Origin of the sequence: Superficieibacter electus (assembly GCF_002915575.1) — a bacterium.
Taxonomy (GTDB): Bacteria; Pseudomonadota; Gammaproteobacteria; order Enterobacterales; family Enterobacteriaceae; genus Superficieibacter; species Superficieibacter electus.
This window is the reverse complement of record NZ_PQGD01000006.1, coordinates 36,909-51,814: the sequence shown is the minus strand read 5'-3', so window position 1 is coordinate 51,814 and position 14,906 is coordinate 36,909. Positions and strand designations below refer to the sequence as shown.

Below are 14,906 nucleotides of genomic sequence, written 5' to 3'. Positions count from 1 at the left end.
ATTAAATTAAGAATAACTTATATTAGCAAAACTTTATTGTCTGAAGCATCATCGGAGCGCGCCTGAACACGCTTGCCAGGCGCGACACTACCATTATTGTACAGGCGGTGTCACCTGCTGCTGCAAGCGACTAATTTCCGGCAGCAGGGCGATCAACAGGCCAATCTGTTGCAGAACCAGCGGCTCGGTACTCTGGGTATGAGGTTCAAGATGATGAATGCGCAGAGTAAGATCGTCCAGCGCCTGACGCACTCGCGGTTCATCGTCTGGCGTATGGTGAAATGCATCATCAACATAACATACCGCATCATCGAGCAGGTTCAGTACTGCCTCGTTGCTTAATTTTTCCCGGTGCGCACCCAGTGCTGAAATATAGCTGGTAAAAGTATGGTTCAGGCATAAAAGCCGGAATGCTTTTTCCCGCATCTCAGCAGAAGCGTTAGGTTCCGTCGACATGTTTGATACTACCGAGGCCAGTTCCGCATTGCGATGATAGGCGTCCCGGCGCGCGATACGGTATGCCAGGCGATTATCACGACCCTGATGGTATTGCTCAAGAATGGCATCGAGATAACGACAATTAGCAGTGATTGCCTGCTCCAGCACGCGCGGAAGATTACGAAACTGCCAGTCCGGCCAGATAAAACTGACCGCCGCCCAGGCAATAGCACAACCGATTAGCGTGTCGAAAATGCGCGGCAACGCCACTTCAAACCCTTCACCCAGCAGGTTAAAACATAACAAGACCAGCAGCGTAATGAACATTGTGGCATGGGCGTACTGTACGTTACGAAACGCGAAAAATAGCACTCCGGTCAGCACGATTAAAATCAGTTGCCCCTCAACAGACGGCACAAAAAACAGAACCGGTAAACCGATGGCTACTCCGACGAGGGTGCCAATAACGCGCAGTGCCAGGCGATGGCGGGTCGCATTATAGTTGGGCTGACAAACAAACAGGCTGGTCAATAAGATCCAGTAGCCATGATGCAGGCCGGTAAACTGAATAAAGGCATAACCAACACACAGCACCAGCGACATCCGTACGGCATGACGAAACAGCGCGGATTCCGGCGTCATGTTACGGGCTAAACGCGTACGAATATCGCTAAAACCGTGCAGACGGTCATCGGCCAGCAGGTTTTCGGTCTCGTTACGGGAGGGAACCTGCGCCTGCCCGGATTCAATCGTCGCCAGTTGTGCGTCAATGGCACGTAAATTATTGAGTAGAAAGCCCAGCGCCTTAGCCTGTTCATCGGGTACGCCTGAGGCCCGTACCCGATCAAGCGCAGCATCCAGATGAATAAAGGCTTTTTCAAAACGGGGATCGTGCTGCCAGGGGGTACGCATCCGGATGGCCTGAGCAAGCTGCTGGCAGGCCTGCGCCTGCATTGATAGCAACCGCTGAAAGCGAAACATAACATCGCTATAACGAAAACTGTCGCGCAACGTTTGATACTGAATGTGCGAAGAGCTGGCACGCTCGTGAATGTCCTGGGCGACAAAATAAGAGTGCAGTGTTTGTCGCGTACCGCGCTGTCCCCGATCGCCACGCAGGCGTGTTAACAGTGACGCTTTAGTTTGATTTAAGGTAGCAACGAGCTGCCCGTTAGCCAGCGCCAGTTCGTACATCGGAGCCTGGCTTTCTTCCTCAATATCCGGATCGAATAAGCGGGATTTTAGCTCAAGATAATGTGCCAACTGCTCGTAGCTGCGGGCAAGGTTATCCTGCAACGGGCGAATGGGAAAAATAAGGTGCCCGCTCAGCGTCAGCAAATTATACCAGACGGCTCCTGCCAGCAGCAGCAACGGTTGCTGATACCAGTGCTCATATAACGACACGCCAAGCATGGTATAGACGGCAATCAATAGCGCGCCAAAAGCGATAGTGGCGTAGCGCTGCCCCAGTCCCCCTAACAAAATGAAACTGCTGGTGGAAATGGTCAGGCCGATGGCAAATAGCCATGGCCAGTCAAACAACAGTTCTACCGATGCGGAAGCGATAAAAAAGCTGATAAGCGTAATCGCCAGATTGCGTAAACGTCCGGTGAGGCGGTCATCCAGATCTGCCAGCGCCGCCGCCACGACTCCGAGAGTCAAAGGGATAGTGAGCTTTACCTCTCCCAGCCACCAGGGCAAGGCGGCCGTGCCGCACAGGGCGATAAAAATCCTGACGTTATAAAGCCAGACGCTGTTGCCGGTATAGCGACGAATCAGAGGGCTTAGCATAGCGTTAGCGATCCTGTACCAAAACAGATAGAGATGCTGCCAGAACAAATGTGAGCATATTCAGAACGGTGCGCATACAGCCTCAGTAAAAGCAGGGGAATAATTGTTCCCGATGATTGTAACGTTTTTTTGGCTGGAGCACCCGGTATCTGACGGTTAAACTGGGTGACAACAGGTATTGTCAGGGTCGAACGTCGCATGGAACTGAAAGCCACATCGCTGGGCAAACGCATGGCACAGCACCCTTATGACCGGGTGGAAATACTCAATGCCGGGGTGAAAGTCTCGGGTGAACGCCATGAATATCTTATTCCTTTCAACCAGTTAGTTTCGGTTCACTGTAAGCGTGGACTGGTGTGGGGCGAACTGGAATTTGTGTTGCCGGAAGATAAAGTTGTGCGCCTGCACGGCACGGAGTGGAGTGAAACGCTGCGTTTTTATAGCCACCTGATGTCACGCTGGGAAGCCTGGAGCGCGCAAATGAGTGAGATTGCCGCGCGAGTGCTGAATGAGCAACTGGCGGAGATTGCCCGCAGCAGCAGTGAAGGCAAATGGCTGACACGTCAGCAAACTCAGGGGCTTCAACAGCAGATCCGCAATGCTCTTGATGCATTGCCGGTCCCGACCAGCCGCCTTGACAGCTTTGATAACTGCCGCGAATCCTGGCGGCAGTGTCAGGCGTGGCTTAAGGATAGCGAAAGCTGTCGGCTGGCGCATAATCAGGCGTTTACTGAAACTATGCTTAGCCAGTACGCATCATTCTTTGAACAGGTTGAAACCTCACCGCTAAATCCGGCGCAGGCCCGGGCGGTGGTGAACGGTGAACAGTCGTTGCTGGTGCTGGCCGGGGCGGGGAGTGGCAAAACGTCGGTCCTGGTCGCACGGGCGGGTTGGCTGCTGGCCCGCGGCGAGGCAGCTGCAGATCAGATCCTGCTACTGGCTTTCGGGCGTAAAGCGGCTGAAGAAATGGATGAGCGAATACGTGAACGACTGCATACTGAGGATATCTCCGCTCGTACCTTTCATTCACTGGCATTACATATTATCCGTCAGGGCAGCAAAAAGGTTCCGCAAGTCAGTACACTGGAGAACAACACGCCCGCACGCCAGGCATTATTAACCGACGTCTGGCAACAGCAGTGTCAGGAGAAAAAAGCCCAGGCCAAAGGCTGGCGGCAGTGGCTGGAAGAGGAAATGGAATGGGAACTTCCGCAGGGCAGTTTCTGGAACGATAAAAGTGTGCTGCGGCGGATAGCAAGCCGTCTCGATCGCTGGGTGAGTCTGATGCGGATGCACGGTGGTGCGCAGGCAGAGATGATCGCTTCAGCGCCGGAAGAGGTGCGCGATCTCTTCAGCCGCCGCATTAAATTGATGGCACCGCTGCTCAAAGCCTGGAAATCAGCGCTAAAGGCAGAGAACGCGGTGGATTTTCCGGGGCTCATTCATCAGGCCATCAATATCCTGGAAAAGGGACGCTTTGTTAGTCCATGGAAGCATATTCTGGTCGATGAGTTTCAGGATATCTCGCCACAGCGTGCTGCCCTGCTGACGGCGCTGCGGAAGCAGAACTCTCACACCACGCTGTTTGCGGTTGGCGACGACTGGCAGGCTATTTACCGCTTTAGCGGCGCGCAAATGACCCTGACAACCGCGTTTCATCACTACTTTGGCGAAGGGGACCGCTGTGTGCTGGATACCACCTACCGTTTTAACGGGCGCATTGGCGAGATTGCCAATGGCTTGATTCAGCAAAACCCGCATCAGCTTAAGAAGCCGCTCAACAGCCTTAAAGCGGGCGATAAAAAAGCGGTCACGCTGTTAGCCGAAGATCAGCTTGATGCCCTGCTGGACAAGCTTAGCGGCTATGTTCGGGCAGAAGAGCGGATTTTGCTTCTCGCGCGTTATCATCACCTTAAACCCGACGTACTGGAAAAAGCTGCCACCCGCTGGCCAAACCTGAACCTGGAGTTTATGACCATTCATGCCAGTAAAGGCCAGCAGGCGGATTACGTGATTATACTTGGATTGCAGGAAGGGCAGGAGGGTTTTCCTGCGCCGGCACGCGAGTCGGTGATGGAGCAGGCCCTGCTTGCACAGCCTGAGGATTTTGCGGACGCGGAAGAGCGTCGTCTGCTATATGTGGCAATTACCCGGGCGCGGGCGCGCGTCTGGTTACTGTTTAATAAGGACCGGCCATCCCGCTTTGTCGCAGCATTGAAGCAGCTTGATGTACCGGTCGCGCGTAAACCCTGACGTTACTTCAGCCGTTCAGAAAGATAGCGCTGATAATCCGGGATCAGAATATCAATGCTATCGTTAAATTGCGGCGACTGAATAATAAAATCGGCGGTTGAAACGTTCGTTGCCACTGGAATATTCCACACCGTGGCCAGGCGCAGCAGGGCTTTCACGTCCGGGTCGTGCGGTACAGCGTTAAGAGGGTCCCAGAGAAAAATCAGCACATCGATTTTGCCTTCTGAAATCATTGCGCCGACCTGCTGATCGCCCCCCATTGGGCCGCTAAGCATGGCATTTACCTCAAGCCCGGTGGCGCGCTGAATCAAATTCCCCGTGGTGCCGGTCGCATACAGAACGTGCTGCGCCAGTAATGGCTGATGGCGCTGCACCCATTTCATGAGCATCTCTTTGCAGTGATCGTGTGCTACCAGCGCAATATGCTTACGCGGCGGGAGAGAGCGTGTTGTAAGTTCCATGATAATTATCCGTAGTGTGATTTGCCTACAGATTACTGGATGTGACTGCCGCTGCAACCTGCGCCAGCAAAAAATGTGAATAATCTCTGACGGCGATTTTCAGATACCTCCTTGGGGGTTCTGTGGCCGCTCTGCCAGGATTATCGTACACTGGCTGAAACTGCCCGGAGGATAAGATGAAAGAAAATGATATTGCAGGCATCCTGACATCAACGCGTACCATTGCGCTGGTCGGCGCGAGCGATAAACCGGAACGTCCGAGCTATCGGGTCATGAAATATCTGCTCGACCAGGGCTATCACGTGATCCCGGTTTCACCCAAAGTAGCAGGAACGACGCTACTGGGACAAAAAGGATATGCCACCCTGGCCGAGGTGCCGGAGAAAATCGATATGGTCGATGTATTCCGTAACTCTGAGGCCGCATGGGGTGTGGCGCAGGACGCCATTGCCGTGGGGGCCAAAACCCTGTGGCTTCAGTTGGGCGTAATCAATGAGCAGGCGGCGGTGCTGGCGCAGGACGCGGGACTGAACGTGGTGATGGATCGCTGCCCGGCAATTGAAATTCCCCGTCTGGGTCTGGCGAAATAACAAAAAGCCCGTCAGGCACAAGGCCGACGGGCTTTTTAAAAGGCGGAGATTAGTGGCAAAGTCTGGGTGACTGAAGCTGGCGGCGAATGGTCCGGGCCAGTTCATCCATAGAAGGCTGTTCCGGATGCTCCTCCAGCATCTCGCCGCTGAGTTGAGCTTCGGCAAGATAAGTGTGCACGGGCTGGCCGCTGTCATCTTCCATTACCACATGATACCAGGGAGCCGCACGCAGCTCGTCATTAACCGCCATTTCATCAGCGGCCGGTTCATCAAGAGAATACTCAGCGTCCACATCCACAATTACGCCCAGATAGCCCAGCAGGGTGTGGCGGACCTGCTGACCAATGCCATATTTGCTGGCAATCATTGTCACCTCCCGGGGAAAATCGCTCTACAAGGAATGTGGGGCTAAATTTCCCGTTTTCAAGTTACATGACGCGACAGGCAAACCCTTTCAGATAGAGTCCTTCCGGATAGGTAGCGATCACCGGGTGATCGGCGGCCTGACGGAACTGCTCTATAAATTGTATATCACGTCCGGCATCTATAGCGGCATCAGCGACAATTTTCTGGAATAAATCGCTGGTCATCAGGCCAGAACAGGAGAAGGTCAGCAGTACGCCGCCGGGGTTAAGCAACTGGATCGCCAGCATATTAATGTCTTTATAGCCGCGGCAGGCACCCTGTAGCTGGCTTTTATTTTCGACAAACTTCGGCGGGTCCATGACGATGACGTCAAATTTCTCGCCGCTGTCGCGATACTTGCGTAGCAATTTAAAAACGTCATCGCGCACAAATTCCGCTTTGCTGAGATCGAGCTGGTTGAGCTCCACGTTTTGTTTCGCCACATCCAGCGCTTCCTGCGAGGTGTCGACGCTGATGACCTGGCGGCAGCCGCCCATCAGCGCGGAAACGGCAAAGCCGCCGGTATAAGAGAAGCAGTTCAGCACGCGGGCGTCTTCGACGTAGCGACGGGTGGCAAGACGGCTGTCGCGCTGATCGAGATAATAACCAGTTTTATGGCCAGCCTTGATATCCACCAGCAGCTTCATACCGTGCTCCTGAATTGGCAGCAGATCGGGGGGCAGTTCGCCGGTAACCGGTCCCTGGCTCAGCTCAAGACCTTCTTTTTTACGCACCGCAACGTCGCTGCGATCGTAAATGGCACATTCCGGCCACAGTGACTGAAGGGCGGAGATCAGTGCCGCGCGCTGGTACTCTGCGCCAGCGCTCAGCAGCTGCAGCACCAGAAAATGACCAAAGCGGTCGATGGTAACGCCAGGCAGGCCATCAGATTCTCCGGCGATCACGCGCCAGGCATCCAGTCCGTCGCGCTTCGCCAGCCAGTCGCGCCAGGTTTGCGCACGTTGCAGGCGGCGCACGAAAAAGTCGATATCAACTGACTCCTGCGGGTCAAAAGTCCAGACGCGGGCGCGGATCTGTGAGTCAGGAGAGTAGGCTCCCCGTGCCAGCCATTTGCCCTGATGATCGACAATATCAATGGTCTCACCCCGGCTGGCTTTGCCTTCCATACGGGCAACTGCACCGGAGAAGATCCACGGATGGCGGCGCAGCAGAGATTTCTCCCGCCCTTTCGCTAACACTAAACGTACGCTCATAATTTACTTTTCTGTCTGATAAAGAAATTTCGCGCATTTTCCCGACTTCGCCCGGAAATTGCAACGCGTTAAGGAAACCGTTCTTCAGTATCCTGCAATGCTGATGTGCTGTTAAACTTACCTTCAGGTTTTGACATCGTGAGGTGGCTATGTCTGATGAAAAATCGTCCCGTTGCATAAAATGCTGGGTTTATGGCAGAGTCCAGGGCGTCGGGTTTCGCTATACCACGCAATATGAAGCACAGAAGCTGGGCCTTACCGGCTACGCGCGTAATCTTGATGATGGCAGCGTAGAGGTCGTCGCCTGTGGCGAAAATGAACGGGTGGAACAACTGCTGACGTGGTTAAAAGCAGGTGGCCCCCGCAGCGCCCGCGTTGAAAAGGTGCTGACGGAACCTTCGCAGGGCGACTCGTCCTGGCGCAAATTTACCATTCGCTATTAAATACATTTGACCGGTTTGGGCAGGCCAGCAATCTTTGTTGCCTGCTTAGCCGGGCCTTTAGGAAAAAGGCGGTAAAGATAGCGGCTGTTACCTTTCTCCTCGCCATAGGTTTTTGCCATCGCTTTCACCAGCATACGAATAGCGGGTGAAGTGTTAAATTCAAGATAAAACGCACGTACAAAACGCACGACTTCCCAGTGTTCGGGGGAAAGCGTAATGCCTTCCTGCTCAGCAATCAGCCCGGCAAGCGCTTCGCTCCACTGCTGAGTGTCTTTCAGGTAGCCTTCGCTATCGGTTTCAATTTCGCGGCCTGCAAAGTTCAACATCGTCATTCACACGTTATTCTGTTAACTGGCGGCAGTGTAGCAAAAAACAAAGCCCCGCATAAGCGAGGCTTTGTTAACGGCGATGAGCGTTAATCGCGGCTGGCGAAGCCCAGGATACTCAGCAAGCTGATAAAGATATTATACAGCGAGACATACAGGCTAACGGTAGCACGGATGTAGTTCGTTTCGCCGCCGCGAATGATATTGCTGGTCTCAAACAGGATCGCCCCGGATGAAATCAGGATAAATACGGCGCTGATCGCCAGATGCAGAGCCGGCAATTGCAGGAAGATATTGGCAACCATTCCTACCAGCACTACCACAATACCCGCCATCAGCATCCCGCCGAGGAAAGACATATCTTTACGCGTGGTCAGTACATAGGCTGAACAGCAGAAGAATACCAGCGCGGTACCGCCCAGCGCCATACCAATCACATCACCCATTCCGGCGGAAAGGTAGGCGTTAAGAATAGGTCCAAGGATATAGCCCAGGAAGCCAGTGAAGGCGAAAGCCGCCAGAATCCCTGAAGGCTGGTTAGCCAGTTTGTACGTCAGGAACATCAAACCGTACATCCCGACCAGCGTCAGAATCAGACCCGGCGACGGCAGCGCAAGCAACGTGCTTGCCGTTGCGGTAATCGCCGAAAACGCCAGCGTCAGGCTAAGCAGAAAATAGGTATTACGCAGCACTTTATGCGTGCTAAGCAGCGATGAACTATCGCGGGAAACGGTAATAAAACGATCCATGAGTCACTCTCTTATGACAGATGTAATTAACAAGAATAATAGAAAATCAAAGCCTAACGGCATATCGGTTTTACCCATCTTTACTCATATTACGATTTTCTGCACAGAATAAAATAACTCTAAAGGCGTTACTGGCAGGAGGAATGAACGATCTTATCAGAAGACGAGATCAATATCTTATAGGTTACTAAAAAGGATTGCTTTGCCTGCGAACAGTCGTTAAGAGTGGAGTGAGCGTCAGACGCGGCAACCATTTGATGAGGCAAAGGAAATGAATCGGATTACCTATAAGACCTGTAATTACACACTGTTAGCAGCGAGTTTATTGGCGATTACGCCCTGTACGCTGGCGGCACAGGTTCCGCCCGGAACCGCGCTTGCAGTACAACAAGAACTGGTCAGAAATAATGGCAGCGAACCTGCATCCCTGGACCCGCATAAAGTAGAAAGTGACGTTGAGTTCAATCTTATCAGCGATATGTTCGACGGACTGGTCGGTGTAAATATTGACGGTACTATTGAGCCACATCTCGCGGCGAGCTGGGAGAATAAAGATAATACTGTCTGGACGTTCCATTTACGTCCCGGTATTACCTGGTCTGACGGCACAGCAATTACTGCACAGGATTTTGTTTTTAGCTGGCAGCGACTGGTTGACCCGAAAACGACTTCACCCTATGCCAGTTATCCCGGCAATATGCATATCGTCAATGCGGCTGACATAGCCCAGGGTAAAAAGCCGCCGGAATCGTTAGGTGTCAAAGCCATTAACGATACGACGCTTGAAGTTACCCTGACCCAGCCTACCGCTGCTTTCCTCGCCATGCTGGCGCATCCTTCTCTGGTTCCCGTCGACAAAGTTCTGATTAATCGCTTCGGCGATAAATGGTCAAGACCTGAGCATTTTGTCAGCAGCGGCGCGTATAAGCTTTCCGAATGGGTAGTCAATGAGCGCATTGTCGCGCTGCGTAATCCGCGTTACTGGGATGATAAGAAAACGATAATCAATAAAGTCACTTATCTACCACTATCTTCAGAGACCGCTGACGTCAACCGTTACCGTGCTGGCGAAATTGATATAACCTCTACCGTGCCGGTGAATCAGTTCGCGCAGTTGAAAAAAACGCTCGGTACGGAGGTTAACGTCTCGCCGCAATTAGCGACGTATTACTATCAATTCAATACCACCAAAGCCCCGTTCAACGACCCGCGTGTGCGGCGGGCACTTAATATGGCGCTGGATAAAGACATTATTGCTGAAAAAGTGATGGGGCAGGGGCAACGTGCAGCATGGGTGATTAGCCAGCCAGAAATCGGCGGCACTAAACTGCATGGTCCGGACTATGCGAACTGGCCGCGTGAAAAACGGCTTACCGAAGCGAAGAAGCTGCTGGCCGAAGCGGGGTTTGGTCAGGATCACCCGCTGTCGTTTAGTTTACTTTATAACACGATGGAAACGCATCAGCGTATCGCCATTGCCGCCAGTTCCATGTGGAAGAAAAATCTTGGCGTGGAAGTGAAATTGCAAAATCAGGAATGGAAAACCATGCTGGACGCCATGCATACCGGTAGTTTTGACGTGGTGCGTTACGCCTGGATTGCCGACTATGACGATGCAGCGACTTTCCTCAACAACTTTCGTACCAACGACAGTGAGAATACCAGCAAATACAGTAACGCCGCTTACGATGAGGCGCTGGCAAACGCGGCGAGAGCCGCTGAGGTGAAGACGCGAGGGCAATATTATCAGCAGGCGGAAGATATTCTGGCGCAGGATGTTCCGGCGATCCCGGTCTATCACTATGTACGCACCCACCTGGTAAAACCGTGGATTGGCGGATTTACGCCTGACAGCCTGGGCTATTACTTCACAAAAGATTTGTACATCAAAAAACATTAAGCGTGATTGTGCTGATTTACTGGTCAATATGCTGTTATTTCAGGCGACTAACAGCATTTTGCTGATTTTTCAGGCAAACGAACACAATAGGGCTTTACACAGTGCATAGGGATGTTTATAGTGCGCCTCAACCCGGAAGCGTGGCCGAGCGGTTGAAGGCACCGGTCTTGAAAACCGGCGACCCGAAAGGGTTCTAGAGTTCGAATCTCTACGCTTCCGCCAAACAAAACAAGGGGTTACCGAAAGGTAACCCCTTGTTGCTTTTGCTTCGTAGAAATTTTCTTGATTACCCTCCCTTTGCTTCCTTTCCCTGAGGAAAACTAAAGAGGGTGAGATTTCGTCATCCTGTCGTCGTTCATCATTTTTATGAAAAACGCGTTCAGACCCTCCCTGGTCTGTCAGAAATCATTGAAAGCCGCTGAATTGAAGTGGGTTATTCGCCGGGTGCATTGGTAGGCATAAACCTTGAAAAAAATACAATCTCCCTTGCGCAATTTGTCCGTTGGGAAGTTGCAGCGCCCGTTTTCGGCAGATTGGCCTTAACTAAATTAATGGCTGAAAGGATGGCTCTTTTTCTTTCAGCGATGCTTTCAGCCATCAACATTGATTCAAGTTCAATCAGAAGCGTGTCAAAACTAATCGGTGCATCAGCATCCAATATTTTGATCACGGCTTCGCCAAGAATAAGGTCAGTGAGCTTTTTGTTTTCTTTATACATAACAGCCACTTATTGGTAGTAATTTTAATGAGTTCAGGAAGGAAAGTTTGGGCAGACGAGAATCTGTCTTTGGCTTCACTTAAGGTCTGTCAGGATGTCTGTATGGACATCTGTTTACTCACGACACGGTTCGAAAGTCTGGCAGGACTGTTAAGAGTACATGTCTTTGCATGAATCACAAGGTGGATCTGTGCTTTTGTGCTGAGCATATTTCTTCGCTCGCGGCGTATTTTGTCTCACATTTTGTACGGCCTTTAGACAATGCATCATAATCTCTCATCAAGTTCACACAAATGAGCATAATATTGCAAAGTGAAGCATAAAGGAGCATAGTGTGTTCATGTTCACCCAGTCTCATGGTGCATGAAACGTACGAGTTAACCTTCTTCCCCGGAGGGCAAAAGATGTATGCGCAGATCAGTGAGTCAAAATTTGAACAAAATTTAAGTAATGTCGTCGAGAAAAGCGCTCTATGGTTCAAAGAAAATCAACATACCAGGCTTTCACTGCGGCTGGTCATGTACTTCAATGAGTCGCAATCCGGTACCTTAAAGAGGCATTATGCCTGTATTCTTGATGAATCCATGGAATGCCTCATTAGCGTTCTTCCTTTACTTGCAAATCGATTAGCTACCAGAGTCAGTGAGGTTGTGGAGGTTCCACAACTCAAAATTCGTCCCATTTTAAGTATGATTGTTTACTGGCTAATACAAGCTCATACCGGTAACACAAACGAGTTGCCAAACAGAGATGAAATGCTTGATATCTTGAGTGGCATACTTACCAACCAGTTTATGTCTTTCAGAGGAGCATAAATTGTTCCTGCCTTAAGGCTCTTTTAAACCAAATGATTCTTTTTGTTCGTTGAGCATGAGTTCCAGATCGTTGAAAATATCGTTCCAGACGACGTCCCCTATCGGATAGCCGACCATATTTCTGATAAAAATTGCCCCTTCAGCGGCAAGGTATATGGCTCTACGTTTTCGCTCTTCGCGGCTGGTTGCTTCAAAATTACCCATGCGTTTTTGATACCACGCTTTCATATACTCGCTTTGTGCGCCTGAACCAATCTGAGCGGCGAGCAACGTTAAAATTCGGCTACCCGACTCGTTTGACTCCTCCTTTGTCGAACACAGATGAGCCTGAAGCTGGCTTTGGGCATCAGTGAGGGTACCTAAGTAGTGGAGATACCTGGCTTGCTCTTTCTCCATCCATCTTTCAAGAAGCGCATCCAGTATCTTTTCTCTTGAACCAAAAGCAGACTGGACGCTTGCTTTGGAGACGCCAGCCTTAATGGCAATGGAGCCAAATGACAGCGCCTGAGTACCTTCATTGCCTATGATAGCTTCTGCTGCGTTAAGCAGAGCTTCACGATCTAACGTTCTTGGACGAGCCATCTAAACCCCTTTGTTGATTTAAATACGATCGTATGTTAAATTTATTTTAATGTATGTTACTGAATTAACCTATTGATTTTTTTACAGCCCATTAGCGAGCCAGGAAGACGGTATGATCCATCTTAAACCCGTATCACGCAGAATAGTTTACGTAGTGTCGTTTGAGTTTTTTGCTATCATTTTTTCCTCTGTAATACTTGCGGGTATGAGCAATGGCGAGGTTTCCGCCTCGCTGTTTGTCGCTGCCGCGCTTTCCCTCATCGCTATTGTCTGGAATTATATTTATAATACCCTATTTGAACTATGGGAAAATAAAAACAATATCAAAAAAAGAAGTTTTATCATAAGGTTAGTTCATTCAATCATTTTTGAAAGTGGTTTCATTTTGATAGCTGTTCCATTGTTTATGTGGTGGTATCGCGTCTCATTTTTACAGGCGTTTATAATGGAAATAGGAGTTTTGCTATTCTTTTTAATTTATACATTTATATTTACGTTGATCTTTGATAAGACTTTCTCAAGGGCTATTGAGGGTTATTAACGTTACTGACCTGAAAATTGTTTAGTCCTGTTTATGACAAAATACTATACAATCTACAGACTTAATAAGAAGGGGAGTGGAGATGTTTAAAAAATTACATACAAAAGAAGGTAAAAAATTTCTTATAGCTGTGGCCATCGTTTTTGTCGTCGCAGTGACAGTCATTTCGAAAGCGACCTTCCAGGGTGTGGAAGATCAATACAATCTCCCTATGGAGGAGTGGCCCGTATCGTTGTTTATCATACAGGGTACCTGGGTTGCCATTTACAGTATCATTTTTACAATTCTGGGATCATTACCGTTTGGTTTTTATTTCCTTGGACCTAAAGATGATCGAGGTTGATCTATCATCATTAATATAAATTAAGCGGGTGAGAAAACATAACTCGTTTCGCCCGCTTAAATTTCCGGCGTTGTGTGCGGCCACTCACGGTTCAGATAAATCCATAATACCTAATGTACCAAACTGTCGGTTTCCACAGTATGAGGTACACCAGCCTTGATTTCCTGATATTGTTTTTTATGTCCGCCTTAGCATATAGCGGACATTCCACACCGCCTTACTTACCCGGTTTTTAAATCAAATTCCTTATTAACTGACCTGGTTTTTTCCAGTTGTACCGGGGATCTGACCACCAGACTGGGGAGTGCCAGTTCAATATCTTTCTCAATAAGATGTTCTATGATACGGATATTAATTTCCTGCTGAATATCCATGTACTTATTATAATCAGACGTGTTGACGATATGCACCACTTCAAACGTCAGTCGATCCTGGTTAAATGCCAGCAGATGCGCACGGTCGAATTTTGTTTCACCCACGTCAGTAATAATATTTTTAACCATATCGCCGATGACCCGCAGCTTTTCCGGCGGGGTTGAGGTGGCTACCCCAAAGGTAAAGACAATGCGGCGCGTCTGCATACGTTTGTAATTATGAATGGTTTGCTGTAGCAACTGCGCATTTGCACACACAATTTGTTCACCACTGAGGCTGCGGATACGCGTGGTTTTCAAACCAATATGCTCAATGGTTCCTGCGACGTCGTTAAAAACGACAAAGTCTCCGATTTCGAAAGGCTTATCAAAACCGATGGATAATGATGCAAACACATCGCTCAGGACAGTCTGTACTGCCAGCGCAATAGCAATACCGCCGACGCCAAGGCTCGCCACCAGCGCAGTGATATCCACACCGGCATTTGCCAGAATAGAAAGCAACATCATGGACCACACCAGCACCCGGAGGATCATACCGAGGATGACAAGGGTGACGGGATTTTTATTGTTACCCGGTGCGTAGAGCAGATGGCGCATCCACGATTGCACGCTCTGATCCAGCCAGATTGCCATTTGTATTGCTACTACTAAAAACCAGGCATGGGAAATGGTTGAAAACAATCGGTCAGGAAGTGCCACAAAACGCAGACTAAAAAGAAAAGCGGCAAAAAGAATAAGCATTTTATTTGTTTTTTTCAGCATATCAAAAACAATAAATCGCAGACGCTCATCGTGACCTTCCGGATGGTTTGAATGCTGAAAAGTTTTATAAACAAAACCCAGTAAGCGGTTGATGATCCAGTAGGTAATAATTGTAATAAAAAATACCAGGGCGAGATTTATCCAAAAAGCCGTGGACATTAATACGGTAACGATATTCAGCCTTGCCAGATACTCCAT

The 14,906-nt window shown here is 49.8% G+C and carries 16 protein-coding genes and 1 tRNA gene; 8 read left to right on the top strand and 9 right to left on the bottom strand.

All coding sequences use genetic code 11. From position 1 onward, the window contains the following. Nucleotides 1-93: 93 nt before the first annotated feature. Nucleotides 94-2,229 (bottom strand): YccS family putative transporter, encoded by a 2,136-nt coding sequence (gene yccS / locus CHU32_RS08550; RefSeq protein ID WP_103675371.1) that lies wholly within the window; start codon nt 2,227-2,229, stop codon nt 94-96. Nucleotides 2,230-2,427: 198 nt separating this feature from the next. On the opposite strand from yccS, the gene helD reads away from it, so the two are divergent. Next, complete coding sequence (helD, locus tag CHU32_RS08545; RefSeq protein WP_103675370.1) at nt 2,428-4,482, top strand: DNA helicase IV; 2,055 nt, start codon at nt 2,428-2,430, stop codon at nt 4,480-4,482. Between the two features lie 2 nt (nt 4,483-4,484). On the opposite strand, the gene mgsA is transcribed toward helD, so the two are convergent. Further along, nucleotides 4,485-4,943: a methylglyoxal synthase gene (mgsA, locus tag CHU32_RS08540; RefSeq protein ID WP_103675369.1), complete on the bottom strand. Its 459-nt coding sequence runs from the start codon at nt 4,941-4,943 to the stop codon at nt 4,485-4,487. A gap of 176 nt (nt 4,944-5,119) precedes the next feature. Here mgsA and CHU32_RS08535 point away from each other — a divergent pair, with 176 nt between their 5' ends. Further along, a complete protein-coding gene (locus tag CHU32_RS08535) occupies nt 5,120-5,533 on the top strand; it encodes a CoA-binding protein (RefSeq protein WP_103675368.1) in 414 nt (137 codons plus the stop codon). Nucleotides 5,534-5,582: 49 nt separating this feature from the next. Here CHU32_RS08535 and hspQ read toward each other — a convergent pair whose 3' ends face one another. Further along, a complete protein-coding gene (hspQ, locus tag CHU32_RS08530; RefSeq protein WP_103675367.1) occupies nt 5,583-5,900 on the bottom strand; it encodes a heat shock protein HspQ in 318 nt (105 codons plus the stop codon). A gap of 61 nt (nt 5,901-5,961) precedes the next feature. After that, complete coding sequence (rlmI, locus tag CHU32_RS08525; RefSeq protein WP_103675366.1) at nt 5,962-7,152, bottom strand: 23S rRNA (cytosine(1962)-C(5))-methyltransferase RlmI; 1,191 nt, start codon at nt 7,150-7,152, stop codon at nt 5,962-5,964. Nucleotides 7,153-7,301: 149 nt separating this feature from the next. Here rlmI and yccX point away from each other — a divergent pair, with 149 nt between their 5' ends. Beyond that, entirely contained in the window at nt 7,302-7,595 is a 294-nt protein-coding gene (gene yccX, locus CHU32_RS08520; RefSeq protein WP_103675365.1) for an acylphosphatase, read from the top strand. On the opposite strand, the gene tusE is transcribed toward yccX, so the two are convergent. Beyond that, the gene (gene tusE / locus CHU32_RS08515) at nt 7,592-7,921 is read right to left on the bottom strand and encodes a sulfurtransferase TusE (RefSeq protein ID WP_103675571.1); all 330 of its coding nucleotides are present in this window, start codon (nt 7,919-7,921) and stop codon (nt 7,592-7,594) included. The two genes, yccX and tusE, sit on opposite strands and share 4 nt — an antisense overlap. Before the next feature lie 89 nt (nt 7,922-8,010). Next, nucleotides 8,011-8,670 carry an FtsH protease modulator YccA gene (gene yccA, locus CHU32_RS08510; RefSeq protein ID WP_103675364.1) on the bottom strand — a complete coding sequence of 220 codons (660 nt, stop codon included), beginning with the start codon at nt 8,668-8,670 and terminating at the stop codon, nt 8,011-8,013. A gap of 271 nt (nt 8,671-8,941) precedes the next feature. Here yccA and CHU32_RS08505 point away from each other — a divergent pair, with 271 nt between their 5' ends. Continuing rightward, nucleotides 8,942-10,570, top strand: a complete 1,629-nt coding sequence (locus CHU32_RS08505) for an ABC transporter substrate-binding protein (protein WP_103675363.1) — start codon at nt 8,942-8,944, stop codon at nt 10,568-10,570. Between the two features lie 134 nt (nt 10,571-10,704). Next, a tRNA-Ser gene (locus CHU32_RS08500) sits at nt 10,705-10,792 on the top strand. Nucleotides 10,793-11,003: 211 nt separating this feature from the next. Here CHU32_RS08500 and CHU32_RS08495 read toward each other — a convergent pair. Then, nucleotides 11,004-11,288: a hypothetical protein gene (locus tag CHU32_RS08495; protein WP_103675362.1), complete on the bottom strand. Its 285-nt coding sequence runs from the start codon at nt 11,286-11,288 to the stop codon at nt 11,004-11,006. Nucleotides 11,289-11,692: 404 nt separating this feature from the next. On the opposite strand from CHU32_RS08495, the gene CHU32_RS08490 reads away from it, so the two are divergent. Beyond that, the gene (locus CHU32_RS08490; RefSeq protein WP_133159236.1) at nt 11,693-12,103 is read left to right on the top strand and encodes a hypothetical protein; all 411 of its coding nucleotides are present in this window, start codon (nt 11,693-11,695) and stop codon (nt 12,101-12,103) included. A gap of 12 nt (nt 12,104-12,115) precedes the next feature. Here the strand turns inward: CHU32_RS08490 and CHU32_RS08485 are convergent, their stop codons facing one another. Then, nucleotides 12,116-12,685, bottom strand: coding sequence for a TetR/AcrR family transcriptional regulator (locus CHU32_RS08485; RefSeq protein ID WP_103675360.1), 570 nt, complete (start codon nt 12,683-12,685; stop codon nt 12,116-12,118). A 112-nt stretch (nt 12,686-12,797) separates the two neighbouring features. Between CHU32_RS08485 and CHU32_RS08480 the strand changes: the two genes are divergently transcribed. Next, nucleotides 12,798-13,226: a PACE efflux transporter gene (locus tag CHU32_RS08480; protein ID WP_103675359.1), complete on the top strand. Its 429-nt coding sequence runs from the start codon at nt 12,798-12,800 to the stop codon at nt 13,224-13,226. An 82-nt stretch (nt 13,227-13,308) separates the two neighbouring features. Further along, the gene (locus tag CHU32_RS08475; protein ID WP_103675358.1) at nt 13,309-13,569 is read left to right on the top strand and encodes a DUF2534 family protein; all 261 of its coding nucleotides are present in this window, start codon (nt 13,309-13,311) and stop codon (nt 13,567-13,569) included. Between the two features lie 221 nt (nt 13,570-13,790). Here the strand turns inward: CHU32_RS08475 and CHU32_RS08470 are convergent, their stop codons facing one another. Beyond that, on the bottom strand, nt 13,791-14,906 hold the full coding sequence (locus CHU32_RS08470) for a mechanosensitive ion channel family protein (RefSeq protein ID WP_103675357.1): 1,116 nt from the start codon (nt 14,904-14,906) through the stop codon (nt 13,791-13,793).

What these genes read in the sequence shown, in the direction of transcription:
- yccX (WP_103675365.1), top strand. Translation starts at nt 7,302, where the DNA reads ATGTCTGATGAAAAATCGTCCCGTTGCATAAAATGCTGGGTTTATGGC.
- yccA (WP_103675364.1), bottom strand. Translation starts at nt 8,670, where the DNA reads ATGGATCGTTTTATTACCGTTTCCCGCGATAGTTCATCGCTGCTTAGC.
- CHU32_RS08535 (WP_103675368.1), top strand. Translation starts at nt 5,120, where the DNA reads ATGAAAGAAAATGATATTGCAGGCATCCTGACATCAACGCGTACCATT.
- yccS (WP_103675371.1), bottom strand. Translation starts at nt 2,229, where the DNA reads ATGCTAAGCCCTCTGATTCGTCGCTATACCGGCAACAGCGTCTGGCTT.
- CHU32_RS08470 (WP_103675357.1), bottom strand. Translation starts at nt 14,906, where the DNA reads ATGGAGTATCTGGCAAGGCTGAATATCGTTACCGTATTAATGTCCACG.
- CHU32_RS08495 (WP_103675362.1), bottom strand. Translation starts at nt 11,288, where the DNA reads ATGTATAAAGAAAACAAAAAGCTCACTGACCTTATTCTTGGCGAAGCC.
- CHU32_RS08485 (WP_103675360.1), bottom strand. Translation starts at nt 12,685, where the DNA reads ATGGCTCGTCCAAGAACGTTAGATCGTGAAGCTCTGCTTAACGCAGCA.
- CHU32_RS08480 (WP_103675359.1), top strand. Translation starts at nt 12,798, where the DNA reads ATGATCCATCTTAAACCCGTATCACGCAGAATAGTTTACGTAGTGTCG.
- tusE (WP_103675571.1), bottom strand. Translation starts at nt 7,921, where the DNA reads ATGTTGAACTTTGCAGGCCGCGAAATTGAAACCGATAGCGAAGGCTAC.
- hspQ (WP_103675367.1), bottom strand. Translation starts at nt 5,900, where the DNA reads ATGATTGCCAGCAAATATGGCATTGGTCAGCAGGTCCGCCACACCCTG.
- mgsA (WP_103675369.1), bottom strand. Translation starts at nt 4,943, where the DNA reads ATGGAACTTACAACACGCTCTCTCCCGCCGCGTAAGCATATTGCGCTG.
- CHU32_RS08505 (WP_103675363.1), top strand. Translation starts at nt 8,942, where the DNA reads ATGAATCGGATTACCTATAAGACCTGTAATTACACACTGTTAGCAGCG.
- rlmI (WP_103675366.1), bottom strand. Translation starts at nt 7,152, where the DNA reads ATGAGCGTACGTTTAGTGTTAGCGAAAGGGCGGGAGAAATCTCTGCTG.
- CHU32_RS08475 (WP_103675358.1), top strand. Translation starts at nt 13,309, where the DNA reads ATGTTTAAAAAATTACATACAAAAGAAGGTAAAAAATTTCTTATAGCT.
- helD (WP_103675370.1), top strand. Translation starts at nt 2,428, where the DNA reads ATGGAACTGAAAGCCACATCGCTGGGCAAACGCATGGCACAGCACCCT.
- CHU32_RS08490 (WP_133159236.1), top strand. Translation starts at nt 11,693, where the DNA reads ATGTATGCGCAGATCAGTGAGTCAAAATTTGAACAAAATTTAAGTAAT.